We start from the raw sequence: 23,627 nt of genomic DNA on the forward strand, positions 1-23,627 counted from the left end.
CGTCAGGCGTCCTCGTCGGCGGCCCGGCCGGAGGACAGCGGGTCGAAGGCGGCGTACTCGGCGTCGGCGTCGTCGCGGCCCAGCTGCCGCTCGCGACGGCGGTCCACGGCGGGCCGCTGGCCCTGGAAGCGGTGGTCCTCGCCCCGGCGGCCGAGCATCTCGGCGCCGGTGGCCATGGTGGGCTCCCAGTCGAAGACCACGGCGTTCTCGTCCGGACCGATGACGACCTCGGCGCCCTCCTTGGCCCCGGCCTTCCACAGTTCGGCCTCGACGCCGAGCCGGGCCAGCCGGTCCGCGAGGTAGCCGACCGCCTCGTCGTTGGCGAAGTCGGTCTGCCGCACCCAGCGCTCCGGCTTGACGCCGCGCACCCGGTAGAAGCCGTCCTCGACGGTGACGGTGAAGCCGGTGTCGTCCACGGCGGTGGGCCGCAGCACCACCCGGGTCGCCTCCTGGACCGGGGCGGCGGCGCGGGCCGCCGCGACGACACCGGCCATGGCGAAGCTCAGCTCGCGCAGGCCCTTGCGGGACGCGGCGGACACCTCGAAGACGCGGTGGCCGCGCGACTCCAGGTCGGCGCGGACGATGTCGGCCAGGTCCTGGCCGTCGGGCACGTCGGTCTTGTTGAGGGCGACCAGCCGGGGCCGGTCCTCCAGGCCGCCGTACGCCGCCAACTCGGCCTCGATGGTCTCCAGGTCGCTCAGCGGGTCGCGGCCGGGCTCCAGGGTGGCGCAGTCCAGCACATGCACCAGGGCGGCGCAGCGCTCGACGTGCCGCAGGAACTCCAGGCCCAGGCCGCGCCCCTCGCTGGCGCCGGGGATCAGCCCGGGGACGTCCGCGACGGTGTAGACGACCTCGCCGGCGGTGACCACGCCGAGGTTGGGGACCAGGGTGGTGAAGGGGTAGTCCGCGATCTTCGGCTTGGCGGCGGAGAGCACCGAGATCAGCGACGACTTGCCGGCGCTGGGGTAGCCGACCAGCGCCACGTCGGCGACGGTCTTCAGCTCCAGGACGATGTCGCGGACGTCGCCGGGCTCGCCCAGCAGCGCGAAGCCGGGGGCCTTGCGGCGGGCGGAGGCGAGGGCGGCGTTGCCGAGGCCGCCCCGGCCGCCGGCGGCGACCACGAAGGCGGTGCCGTGGCCGACCAGGTCGGCCAGCACCTCGCCGTCGGCGCCGAGCACCACGGTGCCGTCGGGGACCGGCAGGACCAGGTCCTGGCCGTCGGCGCCGAAGCGGTTGCCGCCGGCGCCGGGCTTGCCGTTGGTGGCCTTGCGGTGCGGGGAGTGGTGGTAGTCGAGCAGGGTGGTGACGTTGGCGTCCACCACCAGCGTCACATCACCGCCCCGGCCGCCGTTGCCGCCGTCGGGGCCGCCCAGCGGCTTGAACTTCTCCCGGTGGACGGAGGCGCAGCCGTGGCCCCCGTTACCCGCGGCGACGTGCAGCTCGACGCGGTCCACGAAGGTGGTCATGGGAAGTGCCTCCAGGAAGGGGAATGCGTGCAAACCGGGGCGGAAGGGCCCGGTGGTTAAACGGGAAGGGTGGACCGGGCATTCCGGTCCACCCTTCCTGATGCTGCGTCAGGTCGTGGTCACTCGCCGACGACGATGTTGACCACGCGGCGCCCGCGACGGGTGCCGAACTCGACGGCACCGGCGGACAGCGCGAACAGCGTGTCGTCGCCGCCGCGGCCCACGTTGGCGCCCGGGTGGAAGTGGGTGCCGCGCTGGCGGACGATGATCTCGCCGGCGTTGACGACCTGGCCGCCGAAGCGCTTCACGCCGAGGCGCTGGGCGTTCGAGTCGCGGCCGTTGCGGGTAGAGCTAGCGCCCTTCTTGTGTGCCATGTCTCCCTGCCCCTTACTTCGCGGAGTCGATGCCGGTGATACGGACCGCGGTGTGCTTCTGGCGGTGACCCATCCGCTTGCGGTAACCGGTCTTGTTCTTGTACTTCAGGATGGTGATCTTGTCGCCCTTGGTGTGGTCGACAACCTCGGCGCGGACCTTGATGCCGGCCAGGACCCACGGGTCGCTGGTGACGGCCTCGCCGTCCACGACCAGGATGGTCGAGAGCTCGACCGAGTCACCGGGCTTGACATCAACACGGTCGATCTCCAGCACGTCGCCGACGGCGACCTTGTGCTGGCGGCCGCCGGCGCGAACGATCGCGTACACGCGGTACCTGCTTTCTCTACTCGGTCGGAACCCCCGATGCCAGCCTTCCTGGCGAGTACACAGGAGGCCTCCCCCGGTTGCCCGGGAGGTCACTGCTCGGGAGCATGGCGCAGACACGCCGAGGGCCAAGAATACGGACCCGCTGGTCGGGGAGCAAACCGGACCCGCCCGCCCCGGGCCCGCCGCACCCCCGAAGGGGCGGACGGGCGGGGCGGGCGGGCCCGGTACCGACTACTCGGCCGCCGGGGCGGAGGGCTCGCCCTCCGGCTTCGCGGCCGTCTTCTTCGCCGCCGTGGACCGCTTGGTGGCGGTCTTGCGGGCGGTGGTCTTCTTCGCCGCGGTGGTCTTCTTGGCCGCCGTGGTCGTCTTCTTCGCGGCCGCCTTGCGGGGGGCGCGCTTGCGGGGCGCGGGCTCGGCCTCCGCCTCGGGCGCGACCGGCTCGGCCGGGATCTCGGCCGGGATCTCCGCCGGGGCGGCGGGCTCGGCTTCGGCCTGGGGCGCGACCGGCTCGGCCGCCGCTGCGGGCTGCGCCGCCCCGGTGTCCGCTGCCCCGGTCTCCGCTGCCCCGGTGTCCGCCGTACGGGACGGCAGGACCAGCACACCGGCCTGCGCCTCGGCCGGCGGACCGGCCGGAGCGGTGGCCTTGCGCACCGCGCGGCGGCGGGGACGGCCGGCCGGGGCGGCGGGCGCCTCCACCGGCTGCGCCGCCTCGGGCGCCGCTGCCACCGGGGCCTCGGCGGGGGTCGCGGCCGGGACCGGCTCGGGCACGATGACGGCCTCGACCGGCTCGGGGGCCTCGACCTCCGCCACGACCGCCGCCTCGACGGCCTCCGCCGCCGGCTGCTCGGCCGCGAGGTGCTCGGGCTCCTCCTCGGGCTCCTCGTGCCCGTCGTGGTCCAGCTCGTGCTCGTGGAGGTGCTGCTCGCCCGCGCCCGCGCCGCCCTTGCCCCGGCGGCGGCGCTTGCTCGCGCTGCCCGAGGTGCCGCCGCCACCACCGGGGGCGGTCGGCTGGTCCATGTGGACGATGACGCCGCGCCCGTTGCAGTGCACGCACGGCTCGGAGAAGGACTCCAGCAGGCCCTGGCCCACCCGCTTGCGGGTCATCTGCACCAGGCCCAGCGAGGTGACCTCGGCCACCTGGTGCTTGGTACGGTCCCGGCCCAGGCACTCCAGCAGCCGCCGCAGCACCAGGTCGCGGTTGGACTCCAGCACCATGTCGATGAAGTCGATGACGATGATGCCGCCGAGGTCGCGCAGCCGCAGCTGCCGGACGATCTCCTCGGCCGCCTCCAGGTTGTTCCTGGTGACCGTCTCCTCCAGGTTGCCGCCCTGGCCGGTGAACTTCCCGGTGTTGACGTCGACCACGACCATCGCCTCGGTGCGGTCGATCACCAGCGAACCGCCGCTGGGCAGCCACACCTTGCGGTCCAGCGCCTTCATCAGCTGCTCGTCGATCCGGTACGTGGCGAAGACGTCCACGTCCGAGGTCCACCGCTGGAGCCGGTCGGCGAGGTCCGGGGCCACGTGGCTGACGTACTCGTGGATGGTGCCCCACGCCTCGTCGCCCTGGACGATGACCTTCTTGAAGTCCTCGTTGAAGATGTCGCGGACCACCCGGACGGTCATGTCCGGCTCGCCGTACAGCAGGGTTGGCGCATTGCCGCCGGACACCCGCTTCTGGATGTCCTCCCACTGCGACTGGAGCCGCTGCACGTCCCGGGTCAGCTCCTCCTCGCTGGCGCCCTCGGCGGCGGTGCGCACGATGACGCCCGCGTCATCCGGGACGATCTTCTTGAGGATCTGCTTCAGCCGGGTGCGCTCGGTGTCGGGCAGCTTGCGGCTGATCCCGGTCATCGAGCCCTCGGGGACGTACACCAGGTAGCGGCCGGGCAGCGAGACCTGGCTGGTCAGGCGAGCGCCCTTATGGCCGATCGGGTCCTTGGTGACCTGGGTCAGCACCGACTGGCCGGACTTGAGCACCGACTCGATCCGGCGCGGGCCGCCATGGCCGCCCAGGCTGCCGAAGTTGACCTCGCCCGCGTACAGCACGGCGTTGCGGCCCTTGCCGATGTCGACGAAGGCGGCCTCCATCGACGGCAGCACGTTCTGGACCTTGCCCAGGTAGACATTGCCGACGTACGAGGTGGCCTGCTCCTTGTTGACGTAGTGCTCGACCAGCACGCCGTCCTCAAGCACGCCGATCTGGGTGCGCTCGCCGCTCTGCCGGACCACCATCACGCGCTCCACCGACTCGCGGCGGGCCAGGAACTCGGCCTCGGTGATGATCGGCACCCGGCGGCGGCCCAGCTCACGGCCCTCGCGGCGGCGCTGCTTCTTGGCCTCCAGCCGGGTGGAGCCCTTGATGGACTGCACCTCGTCCGGGTCGAAGGCGGGCTCATGGGACGCCTTCTTGCGCGGCTCGCGGACCTTGACCACGGTGCGCTCGGGGTCGTCGGTGCCCGCGGCGTCCAGCTCGGGGCCGGTGTCACCGCTGCGACGGCGGCGACGGCGACGGCGGCGCGAGGAGGCCAGCCCGGCGGCCAGGTCGTCCTCCTCGTCGTCCTCGTCGGGCTCCTGGGCGGCGCCCTCGGCGGACTCGTCCTCCTGCTCGTCGTGGTCCTCGTCGCCCCGGTCCTCGGCCTCACCCCGGTCCTCGGCGTCGCCGCGACGACGGCGGCGGCCACCACGGCGGCGGCGGCGCGAGGGGCGGCCGTCGTCCTCGCCGTGCTCGGCCTCGCGGCCCTCCGGCTCCTCCTCGTGCTCCGGCTCGGCCTCGTCCTCGACTGCGGCGGGGGCGGGCGCGGCCGGGGCCGCCTCCACCACGGCGGCGGGACCGGCCGGGGTGGCCGCCCGGCGGCGGCGCCGGCGACGACCACCCTGCTCGACGTCCTCGGCCTCCTCCTCGTCGTCGCGGTGCGACGGCGCGGCGGGCGCGGTGATGACGACGGGCTCCTGGAAGACCGGCGGCTGGAAGATCGCGGTCGGCGGGCGCACCGCGCGGCGGCGGGGCCGGGGGGCGGGCTCCGGGTCGAGCTCGGGCTGCGGCTCGGGGACGGCGGCCTCGACCGGCTCCTCGGCTGCGGGCTCCTCGGCTGCGGGCTCCTCGATGGGCGCCGCCTCAGCGGCCACCGGCTCGGCCGGCTCGGGCGCGGCGGGCGTCTCGGCCACCGGCTCCGGGGCCGGCTCGGCCTTCTTACGGGTACGCCGCACCCGCTTCGGCTTCTCCGCCACGGCCTCCTCGACCGGCGCCGCCTCAGCAGCCACCGACTCAGCGGGCGCGGACTCGACCGGCTCGGGCGCGGCAGGCGTCTCGGCCACCGGCTCCGGGGCCGGCTCGGCCTTCTTACGGGTACGCCGCACCCGCTTCGGCTTCTCCGCCACGGCCTCCTCGACCGGCGCCGCCTCAGCAGCCACCGACTCAGCGGGCGCGGACTCGACCGGCTCGGGCGCGGCAGGCGCCTCGGGCTCCGCGCCCTGCGGCGGCCCCGCCGGGCGCGACACGGCGCGCCTGCGGCGGCGCGGCGGCGCGGCGGACGCGCTCTCCCCGGCACCGGTCTCGTTGTTGGGTGCGCCGGCGGCAGTGCCGTCCGACGCCGAATCCTGCGGCTCGTTGATTTCGAGCATGCGGGCGTATCTCCCGTCAGGCCCCCGGGCTCCGCGACCGGGCACGGCATGGCACCGGTGCCGGCAGCGAAAGCCGGCTCACGGTGCCGCCATGCGGGCGCGAGGCCGCACGGGGGCTCGTTGTCTCACTCGGCGTCCCACCAGGGGATTCCGAAAGTCTTCTGGTCTGACCAGTCTTCTCAAAGTGCACGGTCCCCAACCCCGGGTGGCTCCCTGGGGCCAGGACCTCTCCTCGCGTCCCTTCGGCCTCGGCCGCGGCGGGAGGAGGGTTCTCCGCACCCGATCCGCGGGTACGGAGGGGCCTCCTACCCCGGTGGCGGGGCAAGGAGGGCAGGTCCCTCGTTGTTGTGACGACGCTCGCGCACTCGGCTGAGCGGCAGGACCGGCGCTAGGCCGTCGCGGCGGCGCGCGGCCCGGCGGTCGCGGTTGGGACGGCCGTGGCTGCGGCGCGGTCGGGCGCCAGCGGGTCGGTCACCGTGCCGGACTCCCCGTCGAGCGGCCCCTGCGCCAGCCTGGTCACCGCTGCGGGGACCGGCGGCGCGAGGTCGGCCGTCGCACGAAGACCGGACAGGACGTCGTCAGGTCGTACGGCGGGTGTGGCGTGCCGCACTACCAGGCGCAGTATCGCACAGGCCCGACCCGACCGGATATCGGTACCGCCGTCTGGCTGTACCGCCGCCTGCGGTTCGGACACCGCCAGAGCGGCGACCGCACCGCGCGCGTCGAAGCTGCGCACGCCGTTCTTGGTGAGCCGCTCCACCTCGACCCGCTCGGCGGCGAGGAAGACCTCCGCCGCCTTGGCCGCCTCCTCGACGGCCACGCCGTCGAGCCGGATCTCCCAGACCGACGCCTGGAGCTGGTCGGCGAAGTTCGAGGTGTGCACCTCGACCGCGTCGATCACATCCAGCCCGGTCGGCAGCGACTCGTCCAGCTGGGCCCGCAACTGCTCCGGGTCCCTGGCCTCGGTGAGCGCGATCTCCAGGTACTCGGCCTCGCTGGCCACGCCGGTGGGGGCGGCGTTGGCGTACGAGACCTTGGGGTGCGGGGTGAACCCCGCGGAGTAGGCCATCGGGACCGACGACCGCCGCAGTGCCCGTTCGAAGGCCCGCTGGAAGTCACGGTGGCTGGTGAACCGGAGTCGGCCGCGCTTGGTGTAGCGCAGCCTGATGCGCTGCACCGCCGGAGCGGGCGGCGGACCTTCGGGCATACGGCGTGCCAGTGTCGCTCAGTCCCTCATGAGTGGCCAATGCCCGGCCCTCCCGGGCCGAACCCTTACACCCCAAGCGTACGCGGCCCCGGCCCCACCCCCCACCCGGGCGCTTCAGCCCGGCGTCCGACCCCGCCCGGTCGCACGGGACCGGCCCGCCTCCGGGGGGCCGGAGACGGGCCGGTGCGGGGCCGCGCGGGGCTACTTGAGCACGGTGAGGGGGAGCAGCTTCTTGCCGGTGGGGCCGATCTGGATGGAGGTGTCCATCTGGGGGCAGACGCCGCAGTCGAAGCACGGCGTCCAGCGGCAGTCGTCGACCTCGACCTCCTCCAGGGCGTCCTGCCAGTCCTCCCAGAGCCAGTCCTTGTCCAGACCGGAGTCCAGGTGGTCCCAGGGCAGGACCTCCTCATAGCCGCGCTCGCGGGTGGTGTACCAGTCGACGTCCACGCCGAACGGGGCGAGGGCCTTGTCGGCGCAGTCCATCCAGCGGTCGTACGAGAAGTGCTCGCGCCAGCCGTCGAAGCGACCGCCGTCGTCGTAGACGGCCCGGATGACCTTGCCGATCCGGCGGTCGCCGCGTGAGAGCAGGCCCTCCACGATGCCGGGCTTGCCGTCGTGGTAGCGGAAGCCGATGTTCTTGCCGTACTTGCGGTCGGCGCGGATGGCGTCGCGCAGCTTGGCCAGCCGGGCGTCGGTCTCCGCCACGCCCAGCTGCGGCGCCCACTGGAAGGGGGTGTGCGGCTTGGGCACGAAGCCGCCGATGGAGACGGTGCAGCGGATGTCGTTCTGCCCGGTGACCGCGCGGCCCTTGGCGATGACGTTCGCCGCCATGGTGGCGATCTGGAGCACGTCCTCGTCGGTCTCGGTGGGCAGGCCGCACATGAAGTACAGCTTCACCTGGCGCCAGCCGTTGCCGTAGGCGGTGGCGACGGTGCGGATCAGATCCTCCTCCGACACCATCTTGTTGATCACCTTGCGGATGCGCTCGCTGCCGCCCTCGGGGGCGAAGGTGAGGCCGGAGCGGCGGCCGTTGCGGGTGAGCTCGTTGGCCAGGTCGATGTTGAAGGCGTCCACCCGGGTGGACGGCAGCGACAGGCCGATCTTGTCGTCGGTGTAGCGGTCGGCGAGGCCCTTGGCGATGTCACCGATCTCGGTGTGGTCGGCGGAGGAGAGCGACAGCAGGCCGACCTCCTCGAAGCCGGTCGCCTTCAGGCCCCGCTCCACCATCTCGCCGATGCCGGTGATGCTTCGCTCCCGCACGGGGCGCGTGATCATGCCGGCCTGGCAGAAGCGGCAGCCCCGGGTGCAGCCCCGGAAGATCTCCACCGACATCCGCTCATGCACGGTCTCCGCGAGCGGGACCAGCGGCTGCTTGGGGTACGGCCACTCGTCCAGGTCCATCACGGTGTGCTTGGAGACCCGCCACGGCACGCCGGGGGTGTTGGGCACCACCCGGGCGATCCGGCCGTCCGGCAGGTACTCCACGTCGTAGAACTTCGGGACGTACACATTGCCGGTCCGGGCGAGCCGCAGCAGCAGCTCGTCGCGGCCGCCGGGGCGGCCCTCGGCCTTCCAGCCGCGGACCAGGCCGGTGATGTCCAGCACCGCCTGCTCGCCGTCGCCGACCACCGCGCAGTCCACGAAGTCCGCGATCGGCTCCGGGTTGAAGGCGGCATGGCCGCCCGCCACCACGATCGGGTCGTCGACCGTGCGGTCCCGGGCCTCCAGCGGGATGCCCGCCAGGTCGAGCGCGGCGAGCATGTTGGTGTAGCCCAGCTCGGTGGAGAAGCTCAGCCCGAAGACGTCGAACGCCTTGACCGGCCGGTGCCCGTCCACCGTGAACTGCGGCACACCGTGCTCGCGCATCAGCGCTTCCAGGTCCGGCCAGACGCTGTAGGTGCGCTCCGCGAGCACGCCCTCGCGCTCGTTGAGGACCTCGTAGAGGATCATGACGCCCTGGTTGGGCAGCCCGACCTCATAGGCGTCCGGGTACATCAGGGCCCAGCGAACGTCACAGGAGTCCCAGTCCTTGACGGTCGAGTTGAGTTCGCCACCGACGTACTGGATCGGCTTCTGGACGTGCGGGAGGAGGGCCTCCAGGCGCGGGAAGACCGACTCGACAGGCATCAGACAGGTCGTCTTTCGTGACGTGAGCAGGGTGACCCCCAAGGGTAACGCGGCGCGGGGACTCCGCCCGCCGCCCCCGGGGGGAGGGACGGCTAGGCGGAGATCGGGCGCTGCATCCGGACCGACTGGAGCAGCCCGATGCCGATCCAGACCGCGAACATCGACGAGCCGCCGTAGCTGACGAAGGGCAGCGGCAGGCCGGCGACCGGCATGATGCCGAGCGTCATGCCGATGTTCTCGAACGCCTGGAAGGCGAACCAGGCGACGACCCCGGCCGCCACCACCGTGCCGTACAGGTCGCCGGCCTGACGGGCGATCCGGCAGGCCCGCCACATGATGACGCCCAGCAGCACCAGGATCAGCCCGGCGCCGATGAAGCCCAGCTCCTCCCCCGCCACGGTGAAGACGAAGTCGGTCTGCTGCTCGGGCACGAACTGGCCGGTGGTCTGGGTGCCGTGGAAGAGGCCCTTGCCCATCAGCCCGCCGGAGCCGATGGCGATCCTGGCCTGGTTGGTGTTGTAGCCGACGCCCGCCGGGTCCAGCGCCGGGTTGGCGAAGGCGGCGAACCGGTCGATCTGGTACTGGCTGAGCAGCTTGAGCTTCCAGATCGCCAGCGCGCCGACCACACCCGCCGAGATCAGGCCGAGCACCCAGCGGTTGGGCGCACCGGAGGCGAGCAGCACGCCCAGCACGATGACCACCATCACCATCACCGAGCCCAGGTCGGGCATCATCATGATGATGCCCATCGGGACGGCGGGCAGGATCAGCGACTGGAGCACGGTGCGGTGGTCCGGGCTCTCCCGCTCCCCCGCGTCGACCCGGGCGGAGAGCAGCACCGCCATGCCCAGGATGATGGTGACCTTGGCGAACTCCGACGGCTGGATGGAGAAGCCGCCGCCCAGCACGATCCAGTTGCGGTTGCCGTTGATGGTGGCCCCGAGCGGGGTCAGCACCGAGAGCAGTACCAGCAGCGAGAGCACATAGAGGAACGGCACGGCGGTACGCAGCCGGCGGTGCCCTATGGCGATCACCACCGCGAAGAGGCCGAGCCCGATGACGGTGTTCAGCAGGTGCCGCAGCAGGAAGTACTGCGGGTCGCCGTGGTTGAGGTCGGTGCGGTTGCGGGTGGCCGACCAGACCAGCAGTGAGCTGCCCAGCGAGAGCGCCAGCGCGCAGAGCAGCAGCAGCCAGTCCATCCGGCGCACCGGCGAGTCGCGGTTCAGCAGCCGTTGCAGGGCGTTGCGGCGGGGCGCCAGCCGGACGGCGCGGTACGAGGACGTCAGGCCGGTCATGCCAGTCCCCCGCTCAGCCGGGTGCCGGTGGCGGGCGCCGGGTGCAGCGGGCGCCGGGGGTCGGCCCACAGCTCGCGGCGGTAGGGCGGCAGGGCGCTCGGCCCGGGGGCGGTGGGCCCGTCGGCCGGGATCAGCATGGTGTCGGCGGGGACGTAGGCGGTCTTGACGACCGCGCTGCCGTCGGCGTTGAACTTCGGCAGGGCGGACTGCGGCTTGGGCAGCAGGCCCTTCTTGGGGTCGACCTTGCCGTCCTTGACGCCGTACAGGCCCTCGTAGATCTTGCGGACCGCGTCACCGGAACCGCCGGAGCCGGTACCGCCCTGGGAGATGGTCATGATCACCGCGTAGTCGTCGCTGTAGGTGTCCAGCCAGGAGGTCGACTGCTTGCCGGAGACCTCGGCGGTACCGGTCTTGGCGTGCAGGGTGATCTTGTCCTGCGGCCAGCCGGCGCCCGCGAACTTCCAGGCGGCGGTGCCCTCGGTGATCACGCCCGCGGTGGCCTGGTCGATGTACTGGAGAGTCTTCTTGTCGTCCGGGAGCTTGCCGACGGCCTTCGGCTTGATCTCGCGCACCAGCTTGCCGTCCGGGCCGACGATGGCCTTGGCGACGGCGGGCTGGTAGAGGGTGCCGCCGTTGGCGAGCGCGGAGTAGATCCGGGCCATCTGGATCGGGGTCACCAGGGTGTCACCCTGGCCGATCGCGTAGTTGACCGAGTCACCGGCGCGCAGCACATAGCCGTCGACGCAGTTCTCCTTGGCGATCAGGGTGGCCTCATCGGTCTTGGGGCTGTTCTTCAGCTTGCACCACTCGTCGTGGTTGGCGTCCCAGTAGTCCTGCTTCCACTTGCGGTCCGGAACGCGGCCGGCCACCTCGCTGGGCAGGTCGATGCCGGTGGTGGCGCCGAGACCGAACTGGTGGGCGGTCTTGTAGAACCAGTCCTTGGGCTTCTTGGGGCTGGTGCCGCCGTCCTTCTTCCACTGGTCGTACGACAGGCCGTAGAAGACGGTGTCGCAGGAGACCTCCAGCGCCCGCTCCAGGCTGATCATGCCGTAGCTCTCGCCCTCGTCGTTGTTGAAGACGTGGTCGCCGATGGTCACGCTGGGCGAGCAGAGGTACTTGCCGTCCAGCGGGTAGCCGGCCTGCACGGCGGCCGAGGTGGAGATCACCTTGAAGGTGGAGCCGGGGGCCGACAGGCCCTGGGTGGCCCGGTTGAGCAGCGGGTAGTTGGACTTCCGGTCGGTGAGGCTCTTGTAGTCCTTCGCGGAGATGCCGCCGACCCAGAGGTTGGGGTCGTAGCTGGGTGCGCTGGCCATGGCGATGATCCGACCGGTGTGCACGTCCATGACCACGGCGGCGCCGGAGTCGGCCTTGAACATGGCCCTGGTCCTGCTGTCGTACACCTGGCGGGCCGCCTTCATGGCCTCCAGCAGCTCCTTCTCCACCAGGCTCTGCACCCGGGCGTCGATGCTGGTGACCACGTTGTTGCCGGAGACCGGCGGGGTGATCCCGGCGCTGCCGATCACCCGGCCGAGGTTGTCGACCTCCAGCCGGTTGACGCCGCTGGTGCCGCGCAGGTCGTCGTCGTAGACGGACTCCAGACCGGCGCGGCCGATCTGGTCGGCGGGCTGGTACTTCTCCCGGCCGACCTTGTCCGCGGTCTTCTTGACCTCCTCGTCGGTGACCGGCGAGAGGTAGCCGAGCATCTGGGCGGCGTTGGCGCCCGACGGGGCGGGGTACTGGCGGAGCGCGGTGGGCTGGGCGGTGACTCCGGGGAAGTCCTCGCGGCGTTCCATTATCTGCATGGCCTGCTGCGTGGTGGCCTCGGTGGTGACCGGGATCGGCTGGTAGGGGGAACCGTTCCAGCAGGGCTGCGGGGTGGTGGCGTTGCAGAGCCGGACCTTGTCGTGGACGTCCTTCTCGGGCATCCCCAGCACTGCGGCCAGCCGGTCCAGCACGGCGCTGCCGCCGTCCTTCTGCTGGAGCAGCGAGGTACGGCTGACCGAGACCACCAGCTTGGTGGTGTTGCCCGCCAGCACCCGGCCGGAGGCGTCCAGGATCTCACCGCGCACGGCGGGCTCCACGACCTCGCGGATGTGGTTCTGCGAGGCGGCGGCGGTGTACTCCTGGCCGTTGCGGATCTGGAGGTACCAGAGCCGGCCGCCGAGGGTGGCCAGCAGGGACAGGACGAGGACCTGGAGGACCACCAGACGGATCGTCACCCGCCGGGTGCGGCCGGTCTCCGGGATGTTGCTCACGGGCGCTCCTGAGGGGCAGTTCGCGACCACACGGGTGCTGCGGCGGCCGGGGCGGGGGTCATGGGCGCTTGACCAGGCCCGAGACCCGGCTCTTCTTCCGGCCGCCGTAGGAGGTGCCGCGCGCGTACTTGGACAGGGTGCCGAGCGTGCCCCCGGCGCTGCCGCCGCCGCTGCCGATGCCGCCGACCGAGACCACCGGGTCGGGCTCGCCCCGGCGGGCGAGGGCCATCACGCCGGGCACCACGAAGGGGGCCAGCAGCACGTCGTACACCAGGGCGGTGACGATCAGTCCGACCAGGCCGACGTGCCGGGCGGCGGTGTCGCCGACCAGGGCGCCCACCGCCGCGTAGAGCAGCGTGGAGGCGACCGCGCCGACCGCGACCACCAGCAGCGGCCCGGTGACCGACCGCAGCCGGCCGCTCTCCGGGCGGGCCAGCCCGGCCGCGTACCCGAGGATGCAGAGCACCAGCGCATAGCGGCCGATGGCGTGGTCGGACGGCGGCGCGATGTCGGCCAGCAGACCGGCGCAGAAGCCGACGATGCAACCGCCGGTCGGCCCGTACACCAGGCCCAGGGCGAGCACCACCAGCAGCAGCAGGTCCGGGACGGCGCCGGGCAGTTGGAGCCGGGCCAGCACGCTGACCTGCACGACCAGGGCCACCACGATGAGTACGGCGGAGAGCAGCACGCGGTTCAGGCGCATCGTCAGCCCTTCTTGTTCGCGGTGGTCACGGCCTTGGCCGGGGGGGTGGTGGTGGCCGCGGGCCGGGGCTTGGGCGGCAGCACGGTGTCCCGGGGGTCGGTACGCGGCTCCTCGACCACCACGCCCACCAGGTCCAGCTTGGTGAAGGAGACGAAGGGCTCGACCATGACGGTCTTGGTCAGCTCGCCGGGGGTGGGCTCCACCGAGGTGACGGTGCCGACCGGTACGCCGGGGACGAAGGGGCGGCCCTTCTCCGAGCCGAAGGTCACCAGCCGGTCGCCCCGCTTGACCTGGGCCCGGCCGTTGAGCAGCTGCACCTTCATCGGGCGGGTGCCCTGGCCGCTGGCGAAGCCGATCTCCTCGCTGCCCTCCATCCGGGCGCCGGCGGTGAAGTCGGGGTCGCAGGCCAGCAGGACGGTCGCGGTGGTGTGGCCGACCGTGGTGACCCGGCCGACCAGGCCGGAGCCGTTGATGACCGTCATGTCACGGGTGATGCCGTCGTCGCTGCCCGCGTCGATGGTGACGGTCCAGGAGAAGCCCTGGGCCGCTCCTATGGCGATCACCTGCGCCGCCTTGATGGCGTACTGGCCGGAGCCGGCGGTCTTCAGCAGGCTGTCCAGCTGCTTGGTACGGCTGGAGGCCATGTCGGAGGAGGCCAGCCGCTGCTTGAGCGCGGCGTTCTGACGCTCCAGCCGGCGCAGCCGGTTCTGGTGGGAGCCCGCGTCGCGGATCGACCTGACCCCGTCGGCCACCGGGTCGACGGCGGAGGCGACACCCCGCTCGACCGGGCCGAGCACGGTCGAGGCGGTGTCCCGGGCGCCGTTCAGCGGCGAGTCGTCGCCGCCCCGGATGTCGACGGTGATCAGGGCGAAGGCGATGGCCACCAGCAGGATGAGCAGCAGCCGGCTCTCTCGTGTGTCCCTCACGTGCTCGGACGAGCCCTTCGTCTCTGGGGTCTGACCAGGGGCCGCCCACCGGGCCTCGGGCCCGGCTGCGGCGGTCCCCGGAATGGGCTAACGACGCGGCTGCGAGTCCAGGACCTGCTGGAGCGCCTCGAACTCCTCGACGCACTTGCCGGAGCCGAGCGCGACCGAGTCCAGCGGGTTCTCCGCGATGTGGATGGGCATGCCGGTCTCCCGGCGCAGCCGCTCGTCCAGACCGCGCAGCAGGGCGCCACCGCCGGTGAGCACGATGCCGCGGTCCATGATGTCGCCGGCCAGCTCGGGCGGGCACTGGTCCAGGGTGGTCTTCACCGCGTCGATGATCGAGTTCACCGGCTCGTCGATGGCCGTGCGGACCTCGGCGGCGGAGATGACCACGGTCTTGGGCAACCCGCTGACCAGGTCGCGGCCTCGGATCTCGGCGTGCTCGTCCTTCTCCCCGTCCATGCCGTAGGCGGAGCCGATGGACATCTTGATCTGCTCGGCGCTGCGCTCGCCCAGCAGCAGCGAGTACTCCTTCTTGATGTGCTGGACGATCGCGTTGTCCAGCTCGTCACCGGCCACCCGGATGGACTGCGCGGTGACGATGCCGCCGAGCGAGATCACCGCGACCTCGGTGGTGCCGCCGCCGATGTCCACCACCATGTTGCCGGTGGCCTCGTGGACCGGCAGCCCGGCGCCGATCGCGGCGGCCATCGGCTCCTCGATGATGTGCACCTGGCGGGCGCCGGCCTGCGAGGACGCCTCGATCACGGCGCGGCGCTCGACTCCGGTGATGCCGCTGGGCACGCAGACCACGACCCGGGGGCGGGCCAGGTAGCGGCGGCGGTGGATCTTCAGGATGAAGTAGCGGAGCATCCGCTCGGTGATCTCGAAGTCCGCGATCACCCCGTCCTTCAGCGGCCGGATGGCCACGATGTTGCCGGGGGTGCGGCCGATCATCTTCTTGGCCTCGGCACCCACCGCGAGGATGCCGCCGGTGTTGGTGTTCACCGCCACGACCGACGGCTCGTTGAGGACGATGCCCCGACCCCTGACGTACACCAGCGTGTTGGCGGTGCCGAGGTCGACAGCCATGTCACGGCCGATGAACGACATGTTGTTCGCCATGGGATCAGAGGGCCTTCCCGAACTCGAAGAGGGTGGGGGTGGCAGGCGGCCGGACAGCCGTGCCGACGTGCTGCGCCTTTGGCATCGCCGCACCGGGCGGGCAGCCCGTGAGCCGTCCCCCATCGTAGCCACGCCCGCTTCGGGGACGCCTACGCACACCGTTCGCCCATTGTCGGTGCGGGGGGACTGTTCTCCTGGTATTGGGACGCACGTGTCGGTGCCCGGGGTTCCACCGGTCGGACGATTTCGGCAATCACCGGTCCGGCCCGCCGCCGAACGGGGCGGCGGGCCGGGGCGCCCCGGGGTCGGCAGGGGTCAGGCGTACGTCGGGAAGAAGATCTTGATCTCGCGCTCGGCCGACGCCTCGGAGTCGGAGGCGTGGATCAGGTTCTCCCGGGTGATGGTCGCGAAGTCGCCCCGGATGGTGCCGGCCGCGGCCACGATCGGGTCGGTGGGACCGGCCAGCGCGCGGATGCCCTCGATGACCCGCTCCCCCTCGACGATCATCGCCACCGACGGGCCGGAGGTCATGAACTCCAACAGCGGCTCGTAGAACGGCCGGCCGATGTGCTCGGCGTAGTGCTGCTCCAGGGTGGCGCGGTCGAAGGTGCGCAGCTCCAGCGCCCTGATGACCCAGTCCGCCTTGCGCTCGATCCGACTGGTGACCTCGCCGATCAGACCACGGCGGACGCAGTCCGGCTTGAGGAGGACGAGGGTGCGCTGCGACACGGGGCGACTCCAGGGGTGATTCGGGCTTTAGCAGGAGGTTACCCGCCGTCCTCGCGGGGCCGGCACCCGGACCGGCCCCCGCCGCTGGTCAGGACGCCGGGGCCGCGGCCTCGGCCTCGTCCGCCGCCACGGCGCGGGCCGCCTTGATGACGTCGATCCGGCGGCCGTAGTGCACCGAGCACCACCACAGGCCGGCGAAGACCGCGCCCAGCCCGTACATGGTGGGCACCACCACGCCGCTGGCGATCAGTCCGATCTGCAACGCCCAGCCCAGTTCGACCCCGCCCCGGCGGCCGAGCGCGCCGCACAGCAGTACGCAGAGGACCATGGCGGCCCCGCTCACCGCCCAGAGCGTGCCGTGCGGGACGTCGGAGAGCTGCATGGCGACCAGGGCGGCGAACAGCACCACCAGGGCCTCACCGATCAGGGTGGCGGAACACAGCGTGCGCATGGTGGCGGTCTCCCTAGTTCCGACCGAGCAGGATGCGGGCCTCGCCCACGGTGTAGACCGAGCCGGTCACCAGCACGCCGGCGCCGCCCAGGTCGCCGCCCTCCTCCGCGAGGGCGACGGCGGCGTCGATGGCGTCGTCCAGGCGCGGCTCCACCTGCACCCGGTCGCTGCCGAACACCTCGACGGCCAGCTCGGCCAACTGGTCGGCGGGCGTGGCGCGATGGGTGGAGTTCTGGGTGACCACGATCTCGGCGAAGATCGGCTCGAACTGCTCCAGCAACCCTCGGATGTCCTTGTCGCTGCTGGTGGCGACCACGCCGACCAGCCGGGTGAAGCCGAAGGAGTCGCTGATCGCCTCGGCGGTGGCCTGCGCCCCGGCCGGGTTGTGGGCGGCGTCCAGCAGCACGGTGGGGCTGCGGCGGACCACCTCCAGCCGCCCCGGGGAGGTGACGGCGGCGAACGCCTGCCGGACCTTGTCCGCGTCCAACTGCCCGTTGTGCGCGCCGCCGACGCCGAAGAACGCCTCCACCGCCGCCAGCGCCAGCGCCGCGTTGTGCGCCTGGTGGGCGCCGTGCAGCGGCAGGAAGATGTCCTCGTACGACTCGCCGCCGATACCGCGCAGGGTGATCAGCTGCCCGCCCACCGCGAGGCTGCGGTGCAGCAGGCCGAACTCCATGCCCTCCCGGGCCACGGTGGCGTCCACCTCGACCGCGCGGCGCAGGATGGTCTCGGCGGCGTCCAGCGGCTGCTGGGCGACCACGGCGAGGGCGCCCTTCTTGACGATCCCGGACTTCTCCACCGCGATGGCGCCGGGCGTGCGGCCCAGCTTGTCGGTGTGGTCCAGCGCGATGGGGGTGATCACCGAGACGGCGGCGTCGATCACATTGGTGGCGTCCCAGCTGCCACCCATGCCGACCTCGACCACGGCCACGTCCACCGGCGCGTCGGCGAAGGCCGCGTACGCCATGGCGGTGAGCACCTCGAAGAAGGACATCGGGACCGGCTGGGACTGGTCGACCATGCCGATGTAGGGGGCGATGTCGCGGTAGGTCTCCACGAACCCCTCGACCGTGATCGGCAGGCCGTCCAGGCTGATCCGCTCGGTGACCGACTCCACGTGCGGGCTGGTGTAGCGGCCGGTGCGCAGCTCGAAGGCGAGCAGCAACTGCTCGATCATCCGGGCGGTGGAGGTCTTGCCGTTGGTGCCGGTGATGTGGATCGCCGGGTACGAGCGCTGCGGCTGGCCCAGGATGTCCATCAGGGCGGCGATCCGGTCCAGCGAGGGCTCGATCCTGCTCTCCGGCCAGCGACGTGCAAGCTCCGCCTCCACCTCCCGCAGTCCGGCTTGGAGCTCTTCGGCGGGGTGGTCGGGGGTCTTGCGGGATTTGTCGCTCACAGCGCAAGTCTACGGAGTGCGGTGGCGCTCCCCGACACAGGTGGCCGCCCCGCCGGGGCGGACCGGGGCGGGCGCGGCGCCGGGCTCCCGGTGGGGAGTCCGGCGCCGCGCCCGGCGCCGCGTCGGGCTGCGGGTCACGCCTGGGGCAGCGCCGCCAGCTGGGCGGTGATCCGGGCGATGTCGGCCTCGGCGGTGGCCTGGCGGGTGCGGATCTTCACCACGACCTGCTCGGGGGCCTTGGCCATGAAGCCGTCGTTGCCGAGCTTGGCGGTGGTCTGGGCCAGCTCCTTCTCGGCGGTGGCCAGGTCCTTCAGCAGCCGCTTGCGCTCGGCGGCCACGTCGATGGCGCCGGAGAGGTCCAGCGAGACGGTGGCGCCGGCCACCGGCAGCGAAGCGGTGGCGGTGAAGCCGTCACCGGCCGGCTGGAGGCGCAGCAGCGAGCGGATGGCGTCCTCGTGGGCGACCAGCGGGGTGCCCGCCAGTTCCAGCCGGGCGGGCACCTTCTGCCCCGGCTTGAGGCCCTGGTCGGCGCGGAACCGGCGGACCTCGGTGACCACCTGCTGGAGGGTGGCGATCTCCGCCTCGGCCGACGGGTCGCGGAAGCCCCGGTCGGTCGGCCACTCGGCGGTGACCACCGACTCGCGGCCGGTGAGGGTGGTCCACAGGGTGTCGGTGACGAACGGCACCACCGGGTGCAGCAGCCGCAGCGTGACGTCCAGCACCTCGCCCAGCACCCGGCGCGAGGCGTCGGCCGGGGCGCCGCCCTTGGCCAGGGTGGTCTTGGACAGCTCCACGTACCAGTCGAAGACCTCGTCCCAGGCGAAGTGGTACAGCGCGTCGGAGAGCTTGGCGAACTGGTAGTCGTCGTAGAGCGCGTCCACCTCGGCGACGGTGGCGTTCAGCCGGGAGAGGATCCAGCGGTCGGCGGCCGAGAGGTCCTCCAGCTCCGGCAGCGGGCCGGTGACGGTGGCGCCGTTCATCAGGGCGAACCGGGTGGCGTTCCAGACCTTGTTGGCGAAGTTGCGGGACGCCTGGACCCAGTCCTCACCGATCGGCACATCGGCGCCGGGGTTGGCGCCCCGGGCCAGGGTGAAGCGCACCGCGTCGGAGCCGTAGGCGTCCATCCAGTCCAGCGGGTCCACCGAGTTGGGGTTGGACTTGGACATCTTCTTGCCGTGCTCGTCGCGGACCAGGCCGGTGAGCGCGATGGTGTGGAACGGCGCCACGCCGTCCATCGCGTACAGGCCGAACATCATCATCCGGGCGACCCAGAAGAAGATGATGTCGTGGCCGGTCAGCAGGACATCGGTCGGATAGAACTTCTCCAGGTCGGCGGTGCGCTCCGGCCAGCCCAGGGTGGAGAACGGCCACAGCGCCGAGGAGAACCAGGTGTCCAGCACGTCGGGGTCCTGCGTCCAGCCCGCGCCGCTCGGCGGCTGCTCGTCCGGTCCGACGCAGACGACCTCGCCGTCCGGGCCGTACCAGACCGGGATGCGGTGGCCCCACCACAGCTGGCGCGAGATGCACCAGTCGTGCATGTTGTCCACCCAGGCGAAGTAGCGGCCCGCCATCTCCTTGGGGTGGATGCGCACCCGCTCGTCGCGCACCGCGTCGCCGGCCGCCTGCGCCAGCGGGCCGACCTTGACCCACCACTGCATGGAGAGCCGGGGCTCGACGGTGGTCTTGCAGCGGGAGCAGTGGCCGACCGCGTGCATGTACGGACGCTTCTCCGCGACGATGCGGCCCTGCTCGCGCAGCGCGCCCACCACGGCCTCGCGGGCCTCGTGGCGGTCCAGGCCCAGGAAGGGGCCGTGCACGGTGATCCGGGCGTCCTCGTCCATCACGGTGAGGGACGGCAGGTCGTGGCGCTGGCCGATCTCGAAGTCATTGGGGTCGTGGGCCGGGGTGACCTTGACCGCGCCGGTGCCGAACTCCGGGTCGACGTGCTGGTCGGCCACCACCGGGATGCGACGGTTCGTCAGCGGCAGCGGGATGGTCCTGCCCACCAGATGGGCGTAGCGCTCGTCGTCGGGGTGGACGGCGACGGCGGTGTCGCCGAGCATCGTCTCGGCCCGGGTGGTGGCCACCACGATGGAATCGTCGCCGTCGCCGTAGCGGATCGAGACCAGCTCGCCGGCGCTCTCCTCGTGCTCCACCTCGATGTCGGAGATGGCGGTGTGGCAGCGCGGGCACCAGTTGATGATGCGCTCGGCGCGGTAGATCAGGCCGTCGTCGAAGAGCTTCTTGAAGATGGTCTGGACGGCCTTGGACAGGCCCTCGTCCATGGTGAAGCGCTCGCGGGACCAGTCGACGCCGTCACCCAGCCGGCGCATCTGGCCGAGAATCCGGCCGCCGTACTCCTCCTTCCACTGCCAGACGCGGTCCACGAACGCCTCGCGGCCCACGTCGTGCCGGGAGAGGCCCTCCTCGGCGAGCTGCTGCTCGACCTTGTTCTGGGTGGCGATGCCGGCGTGGTCCATGCCGGGCAGCCACAGCGCCTCGTAGCCCTGCATCCGCTTGCGGCGGGTGAGGGCGTCCATCAGGGTGTGCTGGAAGGCGTGGCCCAGGTGGAGGCTGCCGGTGACGTTCGGCGGCGGGATGACGATGGTGTAGGGCGGCTTCTCGCTCTTCTCGTCGGCCCGGAAGTAACCAGCGGCTACCCAGCGCTCGTACAGCTTCCCCTCTACCTCGGCCGGTGCGTACTGGGTCGGCAGGGTGGCGGCGGCACTGTGGTCCGCGGCCTGGTCGGCCTCGGGGCGCTGGTTCGTCATGTCGGTCACGACACACAGTTTACGGAAGTGTGGGGGCGGTGCCGCACCGCTGGTCCTGGCGACGCTGGGGGGTGCGGTGGGATAGCGTGCCGGATATTCGACCACGACGGGGGTGCGCCTGCCGGCCCGGCATCTGACGGACCGCCGGCGGGGCGTACGAGGACCACGACGCGCCGCCCCGGGGCGGCCGGGGGAGACACCGCATGTACGGGCAGGGACCGCAGTATCCGCAGACCCCGGGACAGCAGCCGCAGCCGAACCCCTACGGCCCGCCGCCCGGTGGCGGCTATCCGCCGCCGCCCCAGCAGCCCCAGCAGCCCCAGCAGCAGCAGCAGCCGTACGGTGCACCGGCCGCGCCGCCGCAGGGCGCCCCGGGCTACGGGGGCGGCGGTCCGTACGGCCAGCCGCAGCAGCCGCCGTACGGCGGTCAGCCCTACGGCGGGGGCCAGCCGCCCTACGGGGGCCAGCCCTACGGTCAACCTCCCTACGGCCAGGCGCCCTACGGCCGGCCGCCGCAGGGCTACCCGCAGCAGCAGCCGCCCTACGGCCCGCCCAGCGGCGGCCGACCGCCGGTGGCGCAGCCCAGGAGCCGCAAGGGCCTGGTGATCGGGATCGTCGCGGCCGTGGTGGTGCTCGGCGTCGGCGGTGTGGCCGCCGCGATGCTGTCCGGCGGCGGCGACGAGGACATCAGCGGCAAGTACAAGATCGCCACTCCGGCGACGCTGCCCGGCGGCTACGCGGTCGCCAGCCACAAGGAGGCACCGGCCAGCGACAGCCAGACCGCCGGCTTCGGCACCGAGATGACCACGGTGGGCGCCGAGTACGTCGGCGGCTCGCCCCGGGCGCTGCTGACCCTGGCCGGTGCCTACGGGAAGATCGCCGATCCGGAGCAGGCGATCACCACCAAGCTGAACGCCACGCTGGCCGAGAAGAAGACCAGGTTCAGCGAGCCGCTGCGGAACTTCCCCGCCAAGGACCCCAGGGACAGCGGCGGGCTGCTGCGCTGCGGCCAGCTCCAGACCTCCAAGGGCGACATGCCGGTCTGCTTCTGGGCGAACCACGCGACCATGTCGCTGGTGATCTTCACCCTCCAGCCGACCAGTGACGGCGGCACCGCGCAGCCGCTCGACCTGGCGAAGGCGGCGGACCAGACCCGGACCATCCGCGACGGCGTGGTGCAGCACCGGTAGCCCGTCCGGCGGCCGGTTGACAGCACCGGCACCGGACGGACCTTGCCGGACCAGCAGCCGGGCGACCCCGGGATATGGGCGGCGCCCGGCGCCGCACCGCAGCCCCCGCCCCGCAGCCGTACGGCACCCCTTCCCCGCCGTACGGCGCCGCCCCACCGCCGTACGCGGCGCCCCAGCCGTACGGCGCAACCTGGACGCGGCCGCCGCCCAGGTGCGTGCCTTCCGTGAGCTCACCGAGGTCCCCAAGTAGCCGCAGGAACGCCCGACCGACGCAGTGGGCCCCGCACCGAACCGGTGCGGGGCCCACTGCGTGTCGGCCGGGGTCAGGCGCTCTTCTCGCGCCGCTCCCGCTTGATCATGTCGCGCGGGACCAGGGTGGGGATGGCGTGCTTGGAGACGACGTCGCCGGTGACCACGACGCGGGCCACGTCCTTGCGGGAGGGCACCTCGTACATCACCGACATCAGCACCTCCTCCATGATCGCGCGCAGGCCGCGGGCGCCGGTGCCCCGCATGATGGCCTGGTCCGCGATGGCCTCCAGGGCGTCCCGGGAGAACTCCAGCTCCACGCCGTCCAGCTCGAAGAGCCGCCGGTACTGCTTGACCAGCGCGTTCTTCGGCTCGGTGAGGATCTGGAGCAGCGCCTCGCGGTCCAGGTTGTGCACCGAGGTGATCACCGGGAGGCGGCCGATGAACTCCGGGATCATCCCGAACTTCACCAGGTCCTCCGGCATGACCGCGCGGAACATGTCGCCGGCGTCGATCTCGTGCTTGGAGCGGATGGTGGCGCCGAAGCCGATGCCCTTCTTGCCGGCCCGGCCCTCGATGATCCGCTCCAGACCGGCGAAGGCACCGCCCACGATGAACAGCACGTTCGTCGTGTCGATCTGGATGAACTCCTGGTGCGGGTGCTTGCGGCCGCCCTGCGGCGGCACCGAGGCGGTGGTGCCCTCCAGGATCTTCAGCAGGGCCTGCTGCACGCCCTCGCCGGAGACGTCGCGGGTGATCGACGGGTTCTCGCTCTTGCGGGCCACCTTGTCGATCTCGTCGATGTAGATGATCCCGGTCTCGGCCTTCTTGACGTCGTAGTCGGCCGCCTGGATCAGCTTCAGCAGGATGTTCTCGACGTCCTCGCCGACGTATCCGGCCTCGGTCAGCGCGGTGGCGTCCGCGATGGCGAACGGCACATTGAGCATCCGGGCCAGGGTCTGGGCCAGCAGCGTCTTGCCGGAGCCGGTGGGGCCCAGCAGCAGGATGTTGGACTTGGCCAGCTCGATGCCGTCGTCGCGGCCGCCGTGCCGCCCGCTCTCGCCGGCCTGCACTCGCTTGTAGTGGTTGTAGACGGCGACCGAGAGCGACTTCTTGGCGGTGTCCTGGCCGACCACGTACTGGTCGAGGAACTCGTAGATCTCGCGCGGCTTCGGCAGTTCCTCGAACCGCACCTCGGAGGTCTCGGCGAGCTCCTCCTCGATGATCTCATTGCAGAGGTCGATGCACTCGTCGCAGATGTATACGCCGGGGCCGGCGATGAGCTTCTTCACCTGCTTCTGGGACTTGCCACAGAACGAGCACTTGAGCAGGTCGCCACCGTCTCCGATGCGTGCCACGAGGTGCTTCCCCTTCGCCAAAGGCCCCGTGGGGGTCGGAGCCTGGTGCTTGG

18 protein-coding genes are annotated in these 23,627 nt (G+C 72.0%); 2 read left to right on the top strand and 16 right to left on the bottom strand.

Features of this window, described 5'->3' with window-relative positions:
* Positions 1-2 precede the first annotated feature (2 nt).
* From obgE to ACIQGZ_RS18115, 15 genes are all read right to left on the bottom strand, one after another.
* On the bottom strand, positions 3-1,466 hold the full coding sequence (gene obgE / locus ACIQGZ_RS18045) for a GTPase ObgE (protein WP_402602867.1): 1,464 nt from the start codon (positions 1,464-1,466) through the stop codon (positions 3-5).
* A 119-nt stretch (positions 1,467-1,585) separates the two neighbouring features.
* On the bottom strand, positions 1,586-1,840 hold the full coding sequence (gene rpmA / locus ACIQGZ_RS18050; RefSeq protein ID WP_402602869.1) for a 50S ribosomal protein L27: 255 nt from the start codon (positions 1,838-1,840) through the stop codon (positions 1,586-1,588).
* Between the two features lie 13 nt (positions 1,841-1,853).
* Positions 1,854-2,168 carry a 50S ribosomal protein L21 gene (gene rplU, locus ACIQGZ_RS18055; RefSeq protein WP_402602870.1) on the bottom strand — a complete coding sequence of 105 codons (315 nt, stop codon included), beginning with the start codon at positions 2,166-2,168 and terminating at the stop codon, positions 1,854-1,856.
* A gap of 231 nt (positions 2,169-2,399) precedes the next feature.
* Entirely contained in the window at positions 2,400-5,792 is a 3,393-nt protein-coding gene (locus ACIQGZ_RS18060) for a ribonuclease E/G (RefSeq protein WP_402602871.1), read from the bottom strand.
* A gap of 388 nt (positions 5,793-6,180) precedes the next feature.
* Positions 6,181-6,969, bottom strand: a complete 789-nt coding sequence (locus ACIQGZ_RS18065; RefSeq protein ID WP_402603117.1) for a TIGR03936 family radical SAM-associated protein — start codon at positions 6,967-6,969, stop codon at positions 6,181-6,183.
* A 231-nt stretch (positions 6,970-7,200) separates the two neighbouring features.
* Positions 7,201-9,126 (bottom strand): TIGR03960 family B12-binding radical SAM protein, encoded by a 1,926-nt coding sequence (locus ACIQGZ_RS18070; RefSeq protein ID WP_402602872.1) that lies wholly within the window; start codon positions 9,124-9,126, stop codon positions 7,201-7,203.
* Positions 9,127-9,218: 92 nt separating this feature from the next.
* Entirely contained in the window at positions 9,219-10,421 is a 1,203-nt protein-coding gene (gene rodA, locus ACIQGZ_RS18075; RefSeq protein ID WP_402602874.1) for a rod shape-determining protein RodA, read from the bottom strand.
* Positions 10,418-12,676 carry a penicillin-binding protein 2 gene (mrdA, locus tag ACIQGZ_RS18080; protein WP_402602875.1) on the bottom strand — a complete coding sequence of 753 codons (2,259 nt, stop codon included), beginning with the start codon at positions 12,674-12,676 and terminating at the stop codon, positions 10,418-10,420. Before mrdA ends, rodA begins: the two co-directional genes overlap by 4 nt.
* 58 nt (positions 12,677-12,734) lie before the next feature.
* A complete protein-coding gene (mreD, locus tag ACIQGZ_RS18085; protein ID WP_402602876.1) occupies positions 12,735-13,379 on the bottom strand; it encodes a rod shape-determining protein MreD in 645 nt (214 codons plus the stop codon).
* A gap of 2 nt (positions 13,380-13,381) precedes the next feature.
* Positions 13,382-14,305 (bottom strand): rod shape-determining protein MreC, encoded by a 924-nt coding sequence (mreC, locus tag ACIQGZ_RS18090; protein WP_402602878.1) that lies wholly within the window; start codon positions 14,303-14,305, stop codon positions 13,382-13,384.
* A gap of 87 nt (positions 14,306-14,392) precedes the next feature.
* On the bottom strand, positions 14,393-15,418 hold the full coding sequence (locus ACIQGZ_RS18095) for a rod shape-determining protein (RefSeq protein WP_111493389.1): 1,026 nt from the start codon (positions 15,416-15,418) through the stop codon (positions 14,393-14,395).
* A 327-nt stretch (positions 15,419-15,745) separates the two neighbouring features.
* A complete protein-coding gene (ndk, locus tag ACIQGZ_RS18100) occupies positions 15,746-16,159 on the bottom strand; it encodes a nucleoside-diphosphate kinase (protein ID WP_402602880.1) in 414 nt (137 codons plus the stop codon).
* A gap of 88 nt (positions 16,160-16,247) precedes the next feature.
* The gene (locus tag ACIQGZ_RS18105; protein WP_402602882.1) at positions 16,248-16,610 is read right to left on the bottom strand and encodes a DUF4233 domain-containing protein; all 363 of its coding nucleotides are present in this window, start codon (positions 16,608-16,610) and stop codon (positions 16,248-16,250) included.
* A gap of 13 nt (positions 16,611-16,623) precedes the next feature.
* The gene (locus ACIQGZ_RS18110; RefSeq protein WP_402602883.1) at positions 16,624-18,006 is read right to left on the bottom strand and encodes a bifunctional folylpolyglutamate synthase/dihydrofolate synthase; all 1,383 of its coding nucleotides are present in this window, start codon (positions 18,004-18,006) and stop codon (positions 16,624-16,626) included.
* Positions 18,007-18,140: 134 nt separating this feature from the next.
* Positions 18,141-20,777 carry a valine--tRNA ligase gene (locus ACIQGZ_RS18115; RefSeq protein WP_402603120.1) on the bottom strand — a complete coding sequence of 879 codons (2,637 nt, stop codon included), beginning with the start codon at positions 20,775-20,777 and terminating at the stop codon, positions 18,141-18,143.
* A 203-nt stretch (positions 20,778-20,980) separates the two neighbouring features.
* Between ACIQGZ_RS18115 and ACIQGZ_RS18120 the strand changes: the two genes are divergently transcribed.
* Both ACIQGZ_RS18120 and ACIQGZ_RS18125 read left to right on the top strand, forming a co-directional pair.
* Positions 20,981-21,967, top strand: coding sequence for a hypothetical protein (locus tag ACIQGZ_RS18120; protein WP_402602884.1), 987 nt, complete (start codon positions 20,981-20,983; stop codon positions 21,965-21,967).
* A 16-nt stretch (positions 21,968-21,983) separates the two neighbouring features.
* Positions 21,984-22,217, top strand: coding sequence for a hypothetical protein (locus ACIQGZ_RS18125; protein WP_402602886.1), 234 nt, complete (start codon positions 21,984-21,986; stop codon positions 22,215-22,217).
* A 73-nt stretch (positions 22,218-22,290) separates the two neighbouring features.
* On the opposite strand, the gene clpX is transcribed toward ACIQGZ_RS18125, so the two are convergent.
* Positions 22,291-23,574 carry an ATP-dependent Clp protease ATP-binding subunit ClpX gene (gene clpX / locus ACIQGZ_RS18130; RefSeq protein ID WP_402602887.1) on the bottom strand — a complete coding sequence of 428 codons (1,284 nt, stop codon included), beginning with the start codon at positions 23,572-23,574 and terminating at the stop codon, positions 22,291-22,293.
* Positions 23,575-23,627 lie beyond the last annotated feature (53 nt).

Origin of the sequence: Streptomyces sp. NPDC092296, from assembly GCF_044755465.1 — a bacterium.
In the GTDB taxonomy this organism is placed as follows: domain Bacteria; phylum Actinomycetota; class Actinomycetes; order Streptomycetales; family Streptomycetaceae; genus Peterkaempfera.

What these genes read in the sequence shown, in the direction of transcription:
- obgE (WP_402602867.1), bottom strand. Translation starts at nt 1,466, where the DNA reads ATGACCACCTTCGTGGACCGCGTCGAGCTGCACGTCGCCGCGGGTAAC.
- rpmA (WP_402602869.1), bottom strand. Translation starts at nt 1,840, where the DNA reads ATGGCACACAAGAAGGGCGCTAGCTCTACCCGCAACGGCCGCGACTCG.
- ACIQGZ_RS18060 (WP_402602871.1), bottom strand. Translation starts at nt 5,792, where the DNA reads ATGCTCGAAATCAACGAGCCGCAGGATTCGGCGTCGGACGGCACTGCC.
- ACIQGZ_RS18070 (WP_402602872.1), bottom strand. Translation starts at nt 9,126, where the DNA reads ATGCCTGTCGAGTCGGTCTTCCCGCGCCTGGAGGCCCTCCTCCCGCAC.
- rodA (WP_402602874.1), bottom strand. Translation starts at nt 10,421, where the DNA reads ATGACCGGCCTGACGTCCTCGTACCGCGCCGTCCGGCTGGCGCCCCGC.
- mreD (WP_402602876.1), bottom strand. Translation starts at nt 13,379, where the DNA reads ATGCGCCTGAACCGCGTGCTGCTCTCCGCCGTACTCATCGTGGTGGCC.
- ACIQGZ_RS18095 (WP_111493389.1), bottom strand. Translation starts at nt 15,418, where the DNA reads ATGTCGTTCATCGGCCGTGACATGGCTGTCGACCTCGGCACCGCCAAC.
- ACIQGZ_RS18105 (WP_402602882.1), bottom strand. Translation starts at nt 16,610, where the DNA reads ATGCGCACGCTGTGTTCCGCCACCCTGATCGGTGAGGCCCTGGTGGTG.
- ACIQGZ_RS18115 (WP_402603120.1), bottom strand. Translation starts at nt 20,777, where the DNA reads ATGACGAACCAGCGCCCCGAGGCCGACCAGGCCGCGGACCACAGTGCC.
- ACIQGZ_RS18120 (WP_402602884.1), top strand. Translation starts at nt 20,981, where the DNA reads ATGTACGGGCAGGGACCGCAGTATCCGCAGACCCCGGGACAGCAGCCG.